The organism is Actinoplanes sp. NPDC048967 (assembly GCF_040649415.1).
Lineage (GTDB): Bacteria > Actinomycetota > Actinomycetes > Mycobacteriales > Micromonosporaceae > Actinoplanes.
Genome location: NZ_JBEZFL010000001.1, coordinates 906,398 through 922,255 on the forward strand (window position 1 = coordinate 906,398; position 15,858 = coordinate 922,255).

15 protein-coding genes are annotated in these 15,858 nt (G+C 73.0%); 9 read left to right on the forward strand and 6 right to left on the reverse strand.

Translation table 11 applies throughout. The features are described from left to right. Positions 1-11 precede the first annotated feature (11 nt). Positions 12-1,322, reverse strand: a complete 1,311-nt coding sequence (locus AB0C12_RS04280) for a M20/M25/M40 family metallo-hydrolase (RefSeq protein ID WP_360543991.1) — start codon at positions 1,320-1,322, stop codon at positions 12-14. 98 nt (positions 1,323-1,420) lie between these two features. Here AB0C12_RS04280 and AB0C12_RS04285 point away from each other — a divergent pair, with 98 nt between their 5' ends. Together AB0C12_RS04285 and AB0C12_RS04290 are read left to right on the forward strand one after the other, a co-directional pair. Beyond that, positions 1,421-2,026, forward strand: coding sequence for a hemerythrin domain-containing protein (locus AB0C12_RS04285; RefSeq protein WP_360543993.1), 606 nt, complete (start codon positions 1,421-1,423; stop codon positions 2,024-2,026). Positions 2,027-2,205: 179 nt separating this feature from the next. After that, positions 2,206-3,186, forward strand: a complete 981-nt coding sequence (locus AB0C12_RS04290) for a LysR family transcriptional regulator (protein ID WP_360543995.1) — start codon at positions 2,206-2,208, stop codon at positions 3,184-3,186. A 48-nt stretch (positions 3,187-3,234) separates the two neighbouring features. On the opposite strand, the gene AB0C12_RS04295 is transcribed toward AB0C12_RS04290, so the two are convergent. After that, positions 3,235-5,772: an ATP-dependent Clp protease ATP-binding subunit gene (locus tag AB0C12_RS04295; RefSeq protein ID WP_360544932.1), complete on the reverse strand. Its 2,538-nt coding sequence runs from the start codon at positions 5,770-5,772 to the stop codon at positions 3,235-3,237. A gap of 123 nt (positions 5,773-5,895) precedes the next feature. Between AB0C12_RS04295 and AB0C12_RS04300 the strand changes: the two genes are divergently transcribed. The 5 genes from AB0C12_RS04300 to AB0C12_RS04320 all read left to right on the forward strand — a co-directional run bounded on the left by AB0C12_RS04300 (position 5,896) and on the right by AB0C12_RS04320 (position 10,929). Then, entirely contained in the window at positions 5,896-6,270 is a 375-nt protein-coding gene (locus tag AB0C12_RS04300; protein ID WP_360543997.1) for a hypothetical protein, read from the forward strand. A 152-nt stretch (positions 6,271-6,422) separates the two neighbouring features. Then, the gene (locus tag AB0C12_RS04305; protein ID WP_023364464.1) at positions 6,423-6,683 is read left to right on the forward strand and encodes a hypothetical protein; all 261 of its coding nucleotides are present in this window, start codon (positions 6,423-6,425) and stop codon (positions 6,681-6,683) included. Positions 6,684-6,687: 4 nt separating this feature from the next. Next, the gene (locus AB0C12_RS04310) at positions 6,688-7,584 is read left to right on the forward strand and encodes a hypothetical protein (protein WP_360544000.1); all 897 of its coding nucleotides are present in this window, start codon (positions 6,688-6,690) and stop codon (positions 7,582-7,584) included. After that, entirely contained in the window at positions 7,577-10,222 is a 2,646-nt protein-coding gene (locus AB0C12_RS04315; protein ID WP_360544002.1) for an FtsK/SpoIIIE domain-containing protein, read from the forward strand. The genes AB0C12_RS04310 and AB0C12_RS04315 overlap by 8 nt, the downstream gene beginning before the upstream one ends. After that, entirely contained in the window at positions 10,219-10,929 is a 711-nt protein-coding gene (locus AB0C12_RS04320; RefSeq protein ID WP_360544004.1) for a hypothetical protein, read from the forward strand. Before AB0C12_RS04315 ends, AB0C12_RS04320 begins: the two co-directional genes overlap by 4 nt. A gap of 281 nt (positions 10,930-11,210) precedes the next feature. Here the strand turns inward: AB0C12_RS04320 and AB0C12_RS04325 are convergent, their stop codons facing one another. Continuing rightward, the gene (locus tag AB0C12_RS04325; RefSeq protein ID WP_360544006.1) at positions 11,211-12,464 is read right to left on the reverse strand and encodes a cupin domain-containing protein; all 1,254 of its coding nucleotides are present in this window, start codon (positions 12,462-12,464) and stop codon (positions 11,211-11,213) included. 11 nt (positions 12,465-12,475) lie between these two features. Continuing rightward, complete coding sequence (locus AB0C12_RS04330) at positions 12,476-12,793, reverse strand: BatC protein (protein ID WP_360544008.1); 318 nt, start codon at positions 12,791-12,793, stop codon at positions 12,476-12,478. Positions 12,794-12,905: 112 nt separating this feature from the next. Between AB0C12_RS04330 and AB0C12_RS04335 the strand changes: the two genes are divergently transcribed. Beyond that, positions 12,906-13,637 carry a DUF72 domain-containing protein gene (locus AB0C12_RS04335; protein WP_360544934.1) on the forward strand — a complete coding sequence of 244 codons (732 nt, stop codon included), beginning with the start codon at positions 12,906-12,908 and terminating at the stop codon, positions 13,635-13,637. A 9-nt stretch (positions 13,638-13,646) separates the two neighbouring features. Continuing rightward, complete coding sequence (locus AB0C12_RS04340; protein WP_360544010.1) at positions 13,647-14,435, forward strand: aminotransferase class IV; 789 nt, start codon at positions 13,647-13,649, stop codon at positions 14,433-14,435. Here the strand turns inward: AB0C12_RS04340 and AB0C12_RS04345 are convergent. Together AB0C12_RS04345 and AB0C12_RS04350 are read right to left on the reverse strand one after the other, a co-directional pair. Then, complete coding sequence (locus AB0C12_RS04345; protein ID WP_360544011.1) at positions 14,432-15,298, reverse strand: DUF72 domain-containing protein; 867 nt, start codon at positions 15,296-15,298, stop codon at positions 14,432-14,434. The genes AB0C12_RS04340 and AB0C12_RS04345 overlap by 4 nt on opposite strands. Positions 15,299-15,369: 71 nt before the next feature. Continuing rightward, positions 15,370-15,792 (reverse strand): TraR/DksA C4-type zinc finger protein, encoded by a 423-nt coding sequence (locus AB0C12_RS04350; protein WP_360544012.1) that lies wholly within the window; start codon positions 15,790-15,792, stop codon positions 15,370-15,372. Positions 15,793-15,858 lie beyond the last annotated feature (66 nt).

Here is a 15,858-nt window from a genome sequence, read left to right on the forward strand (position 1 = left end):
AAGTCCTTTCATCAGCTCGCCTGCAGCAGTCGGTCGAGCACACGCACGCCGAACTGTAGTCCTTCCACCGGAACCCGTTCGTCGACGCCGTGGAACAACGCGGAGAAGTTCAGGTCGGCCGGCAGCTTCAGGGGCGCGAAGCCGAAGCAGCGGATGCCCAGCGTGCTGAACGCCTTGGCGTCCGTGCCGCCGGAGAGCATGTACGGCACCGTGCGGGCGCCCGGGTCCTCGGCGCGCAGCGCGGCCCCCATGGCCTCGACGAGCGCGCCGTCGAAGCCGGTCTCCAGGGCTCCCTGCCGGGAGATGTGCTCGATCTCGATGTCCGGGCCGATCACCCCGCGCAGCTGCTCGAGGAAGATCTCGGCCTGGCCCGGCAGGGTACGGCAGTCGATGGTCGCCGACGCCTTGCCGGGGATGACGTTGTCCTTGTAGCCGGCTTCGAGCCGGGTCGGGTTGGCGGTGTTGCGCACGGTCGCGCCGATCAGGTTGGCGATCGGGCCGAGCTTGGCGATGGCCAGTTCGGGCTCGTCCGGGTCGAGCTCGACGCCGAGCGCTTCGGAGACCTGCTCGAGGAACGTCCGCACGGTCGGGGTGACGACCATCGGGAACTTGTGCCGGCCGACCGCCGCCACGGCCTCGGCGAGCGCGGTGACGGCGTTGTCGTCGTGCACGAAGGAGCCGTGCCCGGGGCGGCCCTTGGCGTGCAGCCGCAGCCAGTCGATGCCCTTCTCGGCGGTCTCGACCAGGTAGAGGCGCAGGTCGTCGTTGATCGTGTACGAGAAGCCGCCGACCTCGCCGATCGCCTCGGTGCAGCCTTCGAACAGGTCGGCGTGCTCGCGGACGAGGAACTGCGAGCCGTACTCCATGCCCGCCTCCTCGTCGGCCGTGTACGCCAGGACGATGTCGCGGGGCGGGACGTAGCCGGTGCGCTGCCAGCCGCGGACCACGGCGAGGGTCATCGCGTCGAAGTCCTTCATGTCGATCGCGCCGCGGCCCCACAGGTAGCCGTCCTTCTCCTCGCCGGAGAACGGCGGCACCGACCATTCGCTCGCGTCGGCCGGGACGACGTCGAGGTGGCCGTGCACGAGCAGGGCGCCGCGGCTGCGGTCGGCGCCCGGGATGCGGGCGACCAGGTTGGCCCGCCGGGGTGCGGACTCGTGCAGCTCGACCTCGATGCCGACGTCGCTGAGCTTGGCCGCGACGTACTCGGCGGCGACGCGTTCGCCGACGGTGGTGCGCGGATCGCCGGTGTTGCTGGTGTCGATCCGGAGCAGGTCGCGGCAGATGTCGACGACCTCGTCGGCGGCGGGGACTGGTTCCATCCGCTCTTCTTACCAGCTCACCGCCGGGCGCGTTTGGCGGGAGATCAGGTCCGGGTAAGACGGGCCCGACCCGCCGGGCTCCGCCGAAAGGATGCACAGTGTCTGTTCAGCTGCCTCCGCTGCCGCCCGTGGGCGGTGAGACGACCGGACCCAACGTCGTCGACCTCATCAACCGCGAGCATCGCGAGCTGCTCGCGCTCTGCGAGGAGCTGACCGGCGAGGGTACGGACTCCGCGCGCCGCCGCACGGTGGCCCAGGTGATCAGCGCGGAGCTGTCGCGGCACCTGTCCGCGGAGGAGCAGTACCTCTACCCGGCGATCCGGTCGACAGTGCCGGACGGCTACGCGCTCGTGGACCGGGAGATCGCCGAGGACCGGGCTCTGCTGGAGGCGCTGCGGCTGCTGGAGGCGGCCGACGACGAGAGCCGGCCCGATCGCGCCGCCGACGTCTGCCGGCGCCTCACCCGGCACGCGGACGCCGCGGCGGGCGAGCTGCTGCCGCTGTTGCTGCAGATGGCTCCGGTGGAGGACCTGATCCGGCTGGGCAACCGGGTCGAGCTGGCCGAGGAGGCGGCGCCGACGCGTCCGCACCCGGGCACTCCGGCGACCCCGCCGTGGAACAAGGTGGTCGATCCGGCGGTGGCCGTGGTGGACAAGGTGCGCGACATGATGAGCCGGCGGACGACGTACCCGCGGGATCTCTGAACAAAGCACAAAGTGGACGGCAAATTCACGGATAGTGAAACCGACCTCACGTTACGTGCCGGTAACCGCGTACGGGTTAGCTGCTTCTGTCCTTTTGGTTAACCTATTTGTCACAAGTGGAGGATCTTTGGCTGGCCGAAGGTCTAGCCGATATCCCGCGAACGTCCTACCGTCACGCTATGAACCTGGAGCTGCGGCATCTCAAGGTGGTCTGTGCCATCGCGGAGACGGGCAGCGTGACGAAGGCGGCATCGCTGCTGGGACTCGCCCAGCCGGCGCTGACCGCCCAGCTGCAACGCATCGAGCGGACCCTGGGTGGGCCGCTCTTCGAACGTGACCGGCGCGGTGCCCGCCCGACCGCCCTCGGTGAACTCGTCCTCTCCCGGGCCCGGGTGCTGCTGCCCGCGATGAAGGGCCTGCAGGACGAGGCCGCCCGGCTGGCCGGATCCGGCACGGACGAGAACGTCATGACCCGGTACCGGATCGGCGGCATCGGCGGACCGGTCATCGGCGGCATGGTGCACCGGCTGTCCGAGGCCCAGCCCGATGCCCAGATCAGCACCCACGCGTCGTACTACGTGGACGAGCTCTGCGGCATGGTGCTGGCCGGCAAGCTCGACTACGCCCAGGTGGGCGTCTGCGGTGACGCCATCCCGTCGGCCGACTACGGCCTGGTGTGGCAGACCATCGCGGTCGACGCCGTGTGCGTGCTCATGCCCGAGGACCACCCGGCGGCCAAGGGCGTCGACGTCGACCTCGCCGAGCTGGCCGAGGAGCAGTGGGTGGCCGGCACCGGCGACGGCTGCTTCGCCGACTGCTTCGCGGCCTGCTGCGCCCGCTCGGGTTTCACCCCGCGCCGGATGCTGGAGACCGACATCCGCGGCTGCGTGGACATGGTGGAGTCCGGGCTGGCGCTGGCCCTGTGCCAGCCGACGTTCCGGCCCCCGGCCGGGCTCACCCACCGCCCGCTGCAGGGCGCGCCGCTGCGCTGGCGGCAGGTGCTCGGCTGGCACCCGGACAGCACCGCCGCCCGGGTCGCGCCCCGGCTGATGACCATGGCCGCGGAGACCTACAACGAGGTCGTGGCCCGCAACCCGCTCTACATCGAGTGGCTGGAGGACTATCCGCAGCTCGGCGGGGCGCACCTCGCGGCGGCATGAGAAACGCCCCGGTTCTCCGCGGAGAACCGGGGCGTTCCGTTCAACCTGTCAGGCGGTGGGCGCCGGTGCGGGCGACTGCACGTCGAAGGTCAGCCGACCCTCGGCCACGTCGACCCGTACCGTCTGCCCGGGCGCCAGGTCGGCGCTGAGCAGCAGCCGCGAGAGCCGGTTGTCCAGCTCGCGCTGGATCGTGCGGCGCAGCGGCCGGGCCCCGTACTCGCGCTGGAAGCCCCGCTCGGCCAGCCAGTCGATCGCCACCGGGGTGATGTCCAGCGTGACGTCCTGCGCGTGCAGGCGCCGCCGGGTCTCCTCCAGCAGCATCCCGGTGATCTGCCGCAGCTGCTCGGTCTCCAGCTGCCGGAAGACGATGATCTCGTCGATCCGGTTGATGAACTCCGGCCGGAGCTGCTCACGCAGCCGCCGGTCCAGCTTCTCCCGCAGGCCGTCGTCGACGGCCGAGCCGTCGTCGCCGGTGCCGAAGCCGAGGGTGCGCTTGGTGCCGCTGATGATGTCGGAGCCGAGGTTGCTCGTCATGATCAGTACGGTGTTCTTGAAGCTCACCGTCCGGCCCTGGCTGTCGGTCAGCCGCCCGTCGTCCAGCACCTGCAACAGGATGTTGAACACGTCCGGGTGCGCCTTCTCGATCTCGTCCAGCAGCACCACCGAGTACGGCCGGCGCCGCACCGCCTCGGTCAGCTGGCCGGCCTCGTCGTAGCCGACGTAGCCGGGAGGCGCACCGACGAGCCGGGACACGGTGTGCCGCTCCTGGAACTCGCTCATGTCGAAGCGGACCATCCGCTCGGCGTCACCGAACAGCGCGTCCGCGAGGGTGCGCGCCAGCTCGGTCTTGCCGACACCGGTCGGGCCGAGGAACAGGAAGCTGCCCACCGGCCGGTCCGGGTCGCCCAGACCGGCCCGGGAACGCCGGACCGCCTCGGCGACGGCGGAGACCGCCTCGTCCTGGCCGATCACGTGCTCGTGCAGGTGCGCCTCGAGGCGCAGCAGCCGCTCGCGCTCCTCCTCGGTGAGTTGCGCGACCGGGATGCCGGTGGCCCGGGACACGACCTCGGCGATGTCCTCCGGCGTCACCTGGGGCACGGTGGAGCCGGCGGCGTCCGTACCCTCGATCTGCTGTCTGATGGTGTTGATCTCGTCGCGCAGCGCGGAGGCCTTCTCGTAGTTCTCCGCGGCGACCGCCTGGTCGCGGTCGCGGGTCAACTGCTCGAGGCGCCGCTCCTGCTCGCGCACGTCCGCCGCCGGGGTCTTGACCCGCAGGCGCACCCGCGCACCGGCCTGGTCGATCAGGTCGATCGCCTTGTCCGGCAGGAACCGGTCGGTGATGTAGCGGTCGGACAGCTCCGCCGCGGCGTCGAGCGCCTCGTCGGTGATCCGCACCTGGTGGTGCGCCTCGTAGTTGTCGCGCAGGCCGCGCAGGATCGCCACGGTGTCCTCGACGTCGGGCTCACCGATCAGGACCGGCTGGAAGCGCCGGGCCAGGGCGGCGTCCTTCTCGATGTGACGGTACTCGTCCAGCGTCGTCGCGCCGACCACCCGCATCCGGCCCCGGGCCAGGGCGGGCTTGAGCATGTTGCCGGCGTCCATGCCGCCGCCCTCGCCGCCGCCACCACCGGCGCCGACCAGGGTGTGGATCTCGTCGAGGAAGACGATCAGGCCGTCGCCGCTCTCCTGGATCTCGTCGATGACCTTGCTGAGCCGCTCCTCGAAGTCGCCGCGGTACCGGGTGCCCGCCACCAGTCCGGCCAGGTCGAGCTGGATGACACGCTTGCCCGCGAGGGTCTGCGGCACGTCACCGTCCACGATGCGCTGGGCCAGGCCCTCGACGACGGCGGTCTTGCCGACGCCGGCCTCGCCGATCAGCACCGGGTTGTTCTTGGTACGCCGGGACAGGATCTCGACGGCCTGCTCGATCTCGTCGGCCCGGCCGATGACCGGATCGATCTCGCCGCGCCGGGCCAGCTCGGTCAGGTCCACGCCGTACTGCTCGAGGGTGGGGGTGCTGCCCGGGCTGCCGGGCTCACCGCCGCGGCCACCGGGACCACCCCGGCCCGGCTGCGGCTCGGCCTGCTGCAACGAGCGCGGGTCGATCCGCGCGGCGAGCAGGCGGCCCGCGGTGGAGTCGGGGTTGAGGCCGAGCGCCATCAGGATGTGCTCGGGACCCACATAGGAGGCGCCCACGGCCCGCGAGAGCTGCAGGCTGTCCAGCAGCGCGCGCTTGGCCGCGGGGGTCAGGGCGATCCGGTCGGGCAGCTGGCCGCCCGGTGCGCGGGTGGCGCCACCGAGCTCGGCGAGCAGCGCGGCGGGGTCGGCGCCGGCCCGGCGGACCAGGGCCTGCTGCGGCTCCTGCTGGAGCAGCGCCCAGAGCAGGTGCTCGGTGTCGAGGTCGGCGAGACCGATGCCGGCCGGCGCCACCTCGGCGGCGCGGCGGGCGGCGACGGACAGGACCTCACGCGCGTCCGCGCTCATGAATCTGGTGATGTCGATCCGCTGCGCGGACCGTCGTGGCTCGGCCGCCCCGAAGAAGCGGGCGAACAGGTCGTCCCATTCACCGGGGCCACCCGGCCCCAGGGGTCCGATGCTCATAATCTCTTCTCTCCTGATACTGCTGGTCGGGGGCGGCGAGATCGCCGCAGGCCCGTGGTGCACAGCGTCCTGAACGAACGTTTGATTCCGGTGTGAGACGCTCCTTACATGAGCGTCCCGCTGCTGGTCGTCGACGCCGCCAACGTGCTCGGCTCCAAGCCGGACGGTTGGTGGCGGGACCGCGCGGGGGCCACCGCCAGACTGCGCGACGGCCTCGTGGGTATCAACGCCACAGGGCTCCCGGATCTTCCGGGACCGGTCGAGGTGGTGCTGGTGGTGGAGGGCCGCGCCCGGGACGTTCCGGGGGTCGACGGGGTCCGGGTCGTGCGCGCGTCCGGCTCCGGGGACGACACGATCGTGGCGGTGGTCGCCGCCGAGGGCGCCGGCCGGCGGACCGTCGTGGTGACGGCCGACCGGGGACTGCGCGAGCGGGTGACCGCGCTGGGCGCGGAGGTACGAGGACCGTCCGCCGTCCCGCGATGAGCTCCCCGGCGATCGGGTGGGACCCGGCTGCCGCGGCGCCGGTGGGCGTGCGAGCATGAATTCGCGAAAGGGGCGTGCGGGCACGACCACCCCATCGTGGACGACTATTCTGGGTCTTTACCGCCGTGTCGATATCGCAGGAGGCTGCACGAGTGGCCAGCGTCGCCGAGGTCAGAGCGGCTGTGGATGCCGCACTCCAACAGGTCACGGAGGGTCAGGCGGCGATCCAGGCGGCCCGGGAGAAGCTCGGCGAGGCGCAGCAGAGCCTGGCCGCGGCCCTCGACGGCAGCGCCAACGACGCGGTCGGTGCGGCGCACGCCTCCCTGTCGCAGGCCGACCAGCAGCTCGAGGAGTGCCTCGGCGCCACACTGCTCGCGGTCGAGCAGGCGCAGACCTACACGGCGACGCTGTAACGCGATGTCGCTGCTGCAGGAACTCGGCGCCCAGCTCCGCGCCACGTCCGACGAACTGCCCACCGGCCTGGTCACGGTGGCGATGGAGCGGCTGCGCAGTGCCACCGAGCTGCTGAACTGGGTGCGCCAGACCTCGATCGACCCGATCGGCGTACCGCAGCTGGGCAACGCCACCGAGCACGCCGAGCACGCCGCGGCCGCCCTGCGCCTGGCCCAGGATGCGATCGCGGCCTATCTGGCCGCGCTGGGCCTGTCCGCCGATGCGAGCGCGCCACCGGATCGCGACTGGAAAGCCGGCCTGGAGGAGCGGAAGCAGCAGCAGGACAAGCCGGCCGGGCCACCCGAGCAGCCGGAGCAGCAGCCCCCGCCGGAGAAGCTCGGCCCCTGGTGGCGTGAGCGCGTCGAGAAGCTGACCGGCGAGGCACCGCCCCCGGCGCGGGAGAGCAACACGCCCGAACGCCCGCAGAACACCGCCGAGCTGCTGCGCAAGGTCGCCGCCGGGGTGCGTTCGGGGGACCGCGCACGACTCGGCCGGGACCTGCACGGGGTCAACGCGGCCACCGGGCTGGGCCTGTCCGCGGTCACCCCGCCGGTGCTCCAGCGCCTCGCCGGTGACCTGCTGGGTCACGAGCCCGGGCCCGATGATCTGCAGCGGCTGCGCGGCGCCGCCGGTGGCCGGGTCAGGTCCCTGCTGCCCGGCACCTCGCCCGCCGTGCTGGACACCCTGCTGGCCCGCATCTGCCGCACGAAGCCACCCGAGCAGGCCCCGGCCCACCCGGCCGACTCGGCGGTCACCGCGAGCGTGCTGACCGGGGTGCTGCTGGCCCGCCTGGGCCGCGATCCGGCGACGCTCGACCCGGGCGCCCCCGAGCCGTTGCGACCCCGCGGCGTCGATGCCTGACACCAGGGCTCAGCAGGTCGTCGAGGTCCGCGCCGCGCTGTCCCACGCCCTCGGCGCGGCCGACGACGCCCTCGAAGCGGCGCAGAGCGCGTACGAGGCGGCCGTGACGCGGCGGGCCCGGGTCGCCGCCGCCGCCCGCGAGCGGCGGATCCGGCTCGTCGGTGAACGCGACAAGCGGCTGCGGGAGATCGACGAGCAACACGAACGGGACCTCGCCGCGCTGGCCGGGGCCGCCGCCGAGACGGCTCTGCTGGCCGCGCCCGGAGCCGCCGGCCTGCCCTGGGACCAGTGGCGCCCGACGCCGGCCGGCACCCAGGTCCCGGCGCCGGAGCTGCGGGTGGGCCGGTTGCTGCTGCCGTACGAGGGGGACGTGCCGGCGCTGGTGCCGCTGCTGGATCACGGGCACGTGGTGGTCGAGGGTGACGAGCGCATCGGTGACGACGTCGTGGCGAGCCTGCTGCTGCGGGCCCTGGGCAGCGTGCAGGCAGGCCGGGTCCGGCTCACCGGGTATGACCCCGAGCAGCTCGGTGGCGGCCTGGCCGGCTTCGCCCCGCTGGCCCCGGCCGGGGTGCTGAGCTTCGTCGGCCCCGGCGGGCTCCCGGCGCTGCTGGACGAGCTCGTCGACCACGTCCGGCGGATCAACGAGACCGTGCTGGCCGGTGAGCACTCGTCGCTGCGGGAGCTGGCCTCGGCCACCGGCCGGCGGCCCGAGCCGTGGCGGGTGGCGATCCTGCTGGGCGCCGGGCGCGCCGACGAGCTGTCGCGGCACGAACGGGGCCAGCTCGACCGGCTGCTGCGCACGGGGGCTGCTTGCGGCGTACACCTGATCATGCGGGGTTTCCCGGTGCGGCCCGCCGCCGGGATCGAGGTCGTCACGGCGGCCGAAGGCGACGCCGGGCGCCTCAGCGGCTGCGGTGACCTTCCGGTGCGCCTGGACGCGGGCCCGTCGGCGTCCGTCGTGACCCGCACCTGCCGGGAGATCGCCGACGAGGTCGCCGCCGGGCCGGCCCCGGTCGCGCTGGACAGCTTGCTGCCCGAGCACGAGTGGCAGCAGAGCTCGGCCCGCGCGCTGACGGCGCCGCTCGGCGACAGCCCACAGGGCGCCCCCGTGCACGTGACATTGAGCGACTACCCGCCGCACGCCCTGATCGCCGGGCCGTCCGGCACCGGCAAGACCAACCTGATCTACGCCTGGATGGGCGCGCTCGCCGCCCGCTACTCCCCCGCCGAGCTGGCCTTCTACCTGCTCGATTTCAAGGAGGGCGTGTCCTTCGCCCGGTTCGCCCCGGGGCGGCGCGACCCCAGCTGGCTGCCGCACGTACGGCTGGTCGGGGTCAACGTCAACACCGACCGCGAGTTCGGCCTGGCCCTGCTGCGCTTCCTCGGCGCCGAGCTGCGCAGCCGGGCGGACGCGGCCAAACGGCACGAGGTGACCAACCTGGCCGAGCTGCGCGCCGAGGACCCGGAGGGCTCCTGGCCGCGGATCGTGGCCGTGGTCGACGAGTTCCAGGTGCTGCTCTCCGGCCGCGACGCGGTGGCCGCCGAGGCGGTCGACCTGCTGGAGGACCTGGCCCGGCGCGGCCGCTCCCAGGGCATCCACCTGGTGCTGGCCAGCCAGGACGTGTCCGGCATCGAGGCCCTGTGGGGCCGGCCCGCGCTGGTCGCGCAGTTCTCGCTGCGGATCGCGCTGCCCCGGGCCCGGCGGGTGCTGGCCGAGACCAATCAGGCCGCCGACGCGTTGCCGCGCTATCACGCGGTCGTCAACGCCGACTCGGGCGCGGTCGAGGCCAACCGGGTGGTCCGGGTGCCGGACGCGGGCAACCGCGAACGCTGGAGCGAGCTGCAGCACCGGCTGTGGCGGCACCGGCCGGCCGAGCTGCCCGCACCGCGGCTCTTCGACGGTGACGCCATCCCCCGGCTGGAGGACAGCCCCGAGTTCCGCCGGTTCACCCCGGCCGCCACGGTGGCGGCGCCGGTGGTGCTGCTCGGTGAGACCATCGATGTCGAATCGCGCTCCGCGCAGACGGTGCTGCGCCGCGCGCCGGGCCGGACCATCGCGGTGCTGGGCACCCGGGTCGACGAGGCCTGCGCGGTGCTGGGCACTGCGGCCCGCTCGCTCGCGGCCCAGTTCACGCCCGGGGCAGCGCAGTTCTCAGTGGCGTGCCTGGACACCGACGCGGCGGTGGCCGTCGAGGCGCTGAAGCCGCACCTGCCGGTGGAGACCGGCTACTTCGACAACGACAACGTGGACAGCCTGCTGGAGCTGGCGGCCGAACGGGCCGAGTTCGGCTCGGCGGCCGACAAGCCGTGGTTCCTGCTGCTGTACGCCGTCGACGCCGCGCCCGACGGCAGCAACGAGATGCTGCGCCGGATCATGCGGCAGGGCCCGGAACGCCGGATCCACGTGATCGGCTGGTGGCGCGGGGCGGCACTGCTGCGCGACACCCTCGGCGGGCAGGGCACCAGGACCGACACGGTGGGAGCGTGGGTGGCGCTGGACGTGCACGGCAGTGAGCTGTCGCCGTACTACCCGGGGCACGGCTCGCCGAACTGGTATCCGCGGCCCTGGCGGGCGCTGCACTTCGACCGTTCGGTGCACCGCGGCGCCGAAGTGATCATCCCGTACGGGCCGTCGTGACCGCGCCGGAGAACGACGGCACGGTGGAGCGGCGGACGCCGGACTACCGCGGTGTCGTGCGCAAGCTGACCAACCTGGACAACGAGGCCGCCGCGCACCGGGCCGAGGCACGCGCCTGGCACGACAGCCGCGCGATCGAGGCGGACAACGCGGTCCGGGCCGCCGACCAGCGCATCCGGGAGACGCAGGCGGCGTGGCGGACGGCCCAGCGCGTGCGGGAAGAGGTCGACGCGCGCTCGGCGGTGCTGTGGGCCGAGTTCGCCCACAAGGCCGGGCGGGTGGCCGAGCGTTTCGGCGCGCACGCCCCGCAGCCGGCCGTGCCGCACCAGCGCGACCGGGACGCCGAGGACTACTTGCAGGAGGCTGAGGCCACTGCGGCCTGGAAGCCCGCGCCGCGCAAGCCCGGCAGCGGGGCGTCGCTGCTGTATGTCGTGCTGGGGGCGCTGGGCGGGGCGGTCGGGGTGGCGGCGTGGTCGACGTTGCGGTGGGCGGGCCGGGAGGCCGGGGGTGACTGGGCGGCCGGGCTGCCGGTGGTGGCGCTGGTCGTCGCGCTGCTGGGGCCGATCCTCGCGGTGATCACCGCCAAGCGGGTCGCCGACCGGCGGACCGTGCCGCTGGACGCGTCGGCGGTGGCGACCGTGCTGATCGCCAGTTTGATCGCGGCCGGGTTGGTGCTGGCCCTGGCCAGAGGCAGCACCGCCGCCTGAGCGGCCGGATTGGTGCTGGCCTCGGCCAGGCGCAGCACCACGGGCCCGAGCGGCCGAGTTGGTGCTGGCCCTGGCCAGGAGCAGCACCGCCGCCTGAGCGGCCGGATTGGTGCTGGCCTCGGCCAGGCGCAGCACCACGGGCCTGAGCGGCCGAGTTGGTGCTGGCCCTGGTCAGGAGCAGCACCGCCGCCTGAGCGGCCAGATTGGTGCTGGCCTCGGCCAGGGGCAGCACCACGGCCTGAGTGGCCGGGTCCGGGCGCCGGTAGGGCGGCGCCCGGACGTCAGGTGGTCGCCGGGACGGTCAGGGCTTCGCGGAGCAGGCGGCGGGCCAGCACGAGCCGGTCGTGATCGCCGTCCAGCTCCGGCAGGTCGCCGACGCGATGCGGCGCGCCGTCCAGCGCGGCGCGCACCGCGGCCGCGCAGTAGGCCGGGAACCGCAGCGTGCGCCCGGTCAGCCGGAGCACCACGTGCTCAGGCCCGTCCTCGTGCAGCTGCCAGCGCAGCCCGTCGCGGACCGCGATCCGGTCGTCCGGGCTCAGGCGCTCCGCGAACTCCAGCTGGGCCAGTGGCCGGACCGGAGCCGGACGCTTGGCCGGCCAGGCCCGGTCGCGCAGCCGTGCCGCCACGGTGGCCGGGTCGGCAGTGAGCAGCCAGTCGCGCAGGGCCGCAACCGTCGCGGTGAGCTCCGGTCCGACGGCCTGCGGGTCGGCGACGTCCATCGCGTACGGCAGGGTGGCCCGCAGCCGCTGGTCCTCCGCCGCGAGCTGGAGCAGCTCCTCGACCAGGGCGTACCGGGTCAGAGCACGGACGCCGAAGGTCAGGTGCAGGGAACGCTCGCCCTGGGCCTGGGCCGAGTGCAGCCAGCCGCGGGGCAGGTAGAGCGCGTCGCCCGGGGCCAGGACCACGTCCAGGGCCGCCGGGCCGTCGGCCACCGCACCGACCTCGTCCGCGCGGCCGCCCCAGGCCTGCCGTTCGAGCGGCTCGGGCAGCACGGGCTCGTGGATGCGCCAGCGTTTGGTGCCGTCCACCTGGAGCACGAACACGTCGTGGGTGTCGTAGTGGGTGGCGAAGCCCTTGTTGCCGGCCGGCGTCAGGTAGGCGTTGACCTGCAGCGGCTGCCGCAACTCCTCGCCCAGCCGGCGGGCGTACTCGGTCAGCGGCGGCCAGATCCGGTGCAGGCCCTGCAGGACCAGGGTGGCGCCGTCGGCGTACAGGCGCATGACCTTGTCGTCGATCACCTGGTCGCCGACCTCGGCGCCGGCGCCGCCGCTGCCGGTGAAGGACGACGCGGGCAGCACCGTGCCCCTGTCGGCCACCCGCAGGAACGGGGTCCGCAGGCCACGCTCGCTGAGCAGCTCGTCGACCGCCGCCGGGGACAGCAGGTCGGTGAAGCCGTCCGGCCCGGCCAGCTCGTCGGCCCGGGTGAGCAGCGGCTGGCGCCCCCAGTAGGCCTCGGCGAACTTCGCCGGGTCGACGGCGACCGCGCGGGCCAGAGCCGGGCGGTCCTCGGTGCCGCCCGGCGTGTGGTTCGTCATGGCTTCAGCCTTCAGACCGCGCTGCCGTCGGCGCCACCGTCGTGGCCGCCCGGGTTGGCGCCACCGTCGGCCGGGCCCTCGCCCGCGCTGCCGTCCGCACCGCCGTCGTGACCGGCCGGGTTCGCGCCGCCGTCCGCGGGACCCTCGGCACCGGCGCCACCGTCGGCACCGCCGTCGTGGCCGCCCGGGTTCGCGCCGCCGTCGGCCGGGCCCTCGCCCGCGCCGCCGTCCGCGCCACCGTCGTGACCGTTCGGGTTGGCGCCGCCGTCGGCCACACCCTCGCCCGAAACGCCGCTGCCGCCGGTGATGTCGTCGTCGCTGAGTCGCATGAATAGCTCCTTCGTGTCGCCCCGACGCCGGGGCAGGTGGAGATCTGCTCCTACCCTGCGTGGATCACGTCTAACCGGGCCGCGTCGTGGGTAACACCACGGCGTGCTGGTGATGGGGACGTCCGGCTGGCAGTACAAGGACTGGCGCGGCGAGGACCGGCTGTATCCGCCGAAGCTGCCGCAGCGGCTCTGGCTGGAGAAGTACGCCGAGTCGTTCGACACTGTCGAGGTCAACAACGCCTTCTACCGGCTGCCGGAACGCGACACCTTCGCCCAGTGGCGAGCGCGTACGCCGGACGACTTCGTGTTCGCGGTGAAGATGAGCCGCTACCTGACCCACATCAAACGGCTGCGGGAACCCGCCGAGCCGGTGGCCCGGTTCCTGGGCCGCGCCGAGGCCCTGGGCGACAAGCTCGGTCCGGTGCTGCTCCAGCTCCCGCCCACGCTCAAGATCGATGTGGCGGCGCTCGACGAGACGCTCGGGCTGTTCCCCAGGGAGGTCAAGGTCGCCGTCGAGCCGCGGCACGACTCGTGGTGGACCGACGAGGTGCGTGAGCTGCTGCGCCGGCACAACGCGGCGCTGAGCTGGGCCGACCGTAAGGGGCGGCCGGTGACACCGCTGTGGGTCACCGCCGACTTCGGCTATCTGCGGATGCATGAGGGACGCGCGACGCCCTGGCCGCGCTACGGGCGTACGTCGCTGGCGACCTGGCTGGACCGGCTGCCCGGCGTACCCACGTATGTCTTCTTCAACAACGATCCCGGCGGCGCGGCAGTCACCGACGCCGCCGCGATGGCCGCGCAGGCCCGCCGCCGCGGGATCAAGGTCACCCGGACGCCGTAGGTTGATGAGGTGTTGAACGTCGAGCTCAACGGGCGGACGCCGGACCTGGCGCAGCTGCACCGGATCACCTGCGTGAACTATGGGCACTACACCTCGATGCAGGTGCGTGACCACCGGGTGCGTGGCCTGGCCCTGCATCTGGCCCGGCTCGCCGACGGGGCCGAGGAGTTGTTCGGCCACCGCATCGGGGTGGCCGAGGAGCACCGGCTGCTGGGACTGATCCGGCACGCCCTCGGCGACGTCCGCGACGCCTCCGTACGGGTGACTTTCGTGCCGGGTTCCCCCGAGCAGGGCCCGCCGGACGTGCTGGTGTCGGTCTCCGAGCCGGCGCCGCCGGAGCCCGGCCCGCCGCTGCGGGTGCAGACCGTGCGCTACGAACGCGAGCTGCCCGAGCACAAGCACGTGGCGACGATGGGCCTGCACTACCGGCTGCGCGAGGCCCGGCTGGCCGGCTTCGACGACGCGCTCTTCGTCGGGCACGACGGCCGGGTCCGGGAGGGCACCTCGTGGAACGTGGCCTTCTGGGACGGCGCGCAGGTGGTGTGGCCGGACGCGCCGGTGCTCAGGGGCGTGACCATGGTGCTGCTGCAGATCGCCATGTCGATCAACGGCACCCCGTGGACGCTGCGGCCGATCGACGCGGAGGAGCTCAGCAGCTTCGCGGCGGCCGCGGCGGCCAACTCGCGCCGCCCGGCGCAGCCCATCGCCAGCATCGACGAGCTGCCGCTCAAGGACGACGGTCAGCTCGCCGAGGCACTGCAGGTGGCGTGGGAGACCGTGCCCTGGGACGAGCTCTAGCCGAGCAGCTCGATCAGCTCGGTGGCGTTGCGCTGGGCGTAGTCACCCGCGCAGTTGTTCATCAGGACGTGGGTCTGCTTGGCCTCGTCGGCCAGGGCGCGCAGCTTCGGCGCCCATTCGCGCAGCTCCTTCTCGGAGTAGAGGTAGCCGAACTTCTCGTGGATGTCCTTGCTGGTCCACTTGTCGCTGTGGCCGTGGAAGCGCACCACGGCCAGATCAGCGGTCGCGGCCATCAGCGGCGGCACCGACGACTTGTGGCCCTGCGGCATGTCGACGCAGACCAGCGGCAGCTCGTGCCGGCGCAGGAATTCCAGCGTCTCCTCGGCGTTGTCGCCGGAGAACCAGGAGGAGTTGCGGAACTCGAAGACCGGCCGCAGCGGCCGGCAGCGGGCGGCGACCTCACGCAGATAGTCCTTGTTGTCGCGGCGGATCCCCCACCACGGCGGGAACTGGAACAGCAGCGCACCCAGCTTGCCCGCCTCGACCAGGGGATCCAGGGCGCTCAGGAAGCGGGTCCAGATCTCCTCGTACGTCTGCGGCGGCAGGTCACCGGGGTAGACGTTCTTCTTGTCGGTCTCCGGGCGCAGGTCCTTGTAGATCGCGGACACCTTGGTGGGGTGGCCGGTCAGCATGCTGAACGCCTTGATGTTGAACGTGAAGCCGTCCGGGGTGCGCTCGGCCCACAATTTGGTGGTCTGCTCGGCCGGCGGCCCGTAGTACGTGGCGTCGACCTCGACGATCGGGAACTGCTTGGCGTAATACCCCAGCCGCTTCTCCGGGGTGTTCGCGGTCTGCGGATACCAGCCCGACTCGAGCAGCGTCTTGTCGGTCCACGAAGCGGTGCCGACCCGGATCTCGCCCATCAGGCCAAGTTAACCCCGATACGGCCGGTCCGCCGCCCGGGTGCGGGCGACGGACCGGATCAAGCCTGACGTCAGCCCGCGCGCCGCTCGCGGTTGGACTTGCAGGCCACGCACGAGGTGGCCGACGGGAAGACGGCGAGCCGCTCCACCGGGATCGGCTTGGAGCAGCCCTCGCAGTTGCCGTACGTGCCGTCCTCCAGGCGCTGCATGGCGTGCTCCGCCTGCGTCCGCCGGTCGAGCAGAGTGCGGATGAGCGACGACGCCGCGTCGCGTTCCGCGGTCTTGGACCCGCTGTCCGCCTGGTCGTCACCGGCGGCGTCGCCGATCTCGACGAGCCGGAGCTTCTGGTTCTCGGCGACGGCCTCTTCGTATTCGGCCGTCAGATCGTCGAACCGGGCCCGCAGCAACTCCCGGATCTGGTCGAGCTCCTCGCTGGAGCGACCCTTGGCGGTGTCGGCACCTTTACCCGTGATGACCGCGCTGTTGACGAGCATGTGCTCCCCCTGCCCTTCCCTCTGCCCCTGCCGGTGGACGTCCCCCGCGCCGGCCCTTGGCGTCGC

Bases quoted from the DNA above. Each gene is read 5' to 3' on its own strand.
- AB0C12_RS04280 (WP_360543991.1), bottom strand. From the start codon at position 1,322: ATGGAACCAGTCCCCGCCGCCGACGAGGTCGTCGACATCTGCCGCGAC.
- AB0C12_RS04350 (WP_360544012.1), bottom strand. From the start codon at position 15,792: ATGCTCGTCAACAGCGCGGTCATCACGGGTAAAGGTGCCGACACCGCC.
- AB0C12_RS04325 (WP_360544006.1), bottom strand. From the start codon at position 12,464: ATGACGAACCACACGCCGGGCGGCACCGAGGACCGCCCGGCTCTGGCC.
- AB0C12_RS04330 (WP_360544008.1), bottom strand. From the start codon at position 12,793: ATGCGACTCAGCGACGACGACATCACCGGCGGCAGCGGCGTTTCGGGC.
- AB0C12_RS04290 (WP_360543995.1), top strand. From the start codon at position 2,206: ATGAACCTGGAGCTGCGGCATCTCAAGGTGGTCTGTGCCATCGCGGAG.
- AB0C12_RS04315 (WP_360544002.1), top strand. From the start codon at position 7,577: ATGCCTGACACCAGGGCTCAGCAGGTCGTCGAGGTCCGCGCCGCGCTG.
- AB0C12_RS04335 (WP_360544934.1), top strand. From the start codon at position 12,906: ATGGGGACGTCCGGCTGGCAGTACAAGGACTGGCGCGGCGAGGACCGG.
- AB0C12_RS04345 (WP_360544011.1), bottom strand. From the start codon at position 15,298: ATGGGCGAGATCCGGGTCGGCACCGCTTCGTGGACCGACAAGACGCTG.
- AB0C12_RS04310 (WP_360544000.1), top strand. From the start codon at position 6,688: ATGTCGCTGCTGCAGGAACTCGGCGCCCAGCTCCGCGCCACGTCCGAC.
- AB0C12_RS04300 (WP_360543997.1), top strand. From the start codon at position 5,896: ATGAGCGTCCCGCTGCTGGTCGTCGACGCCGCCAACGTGCTCGGCTCC.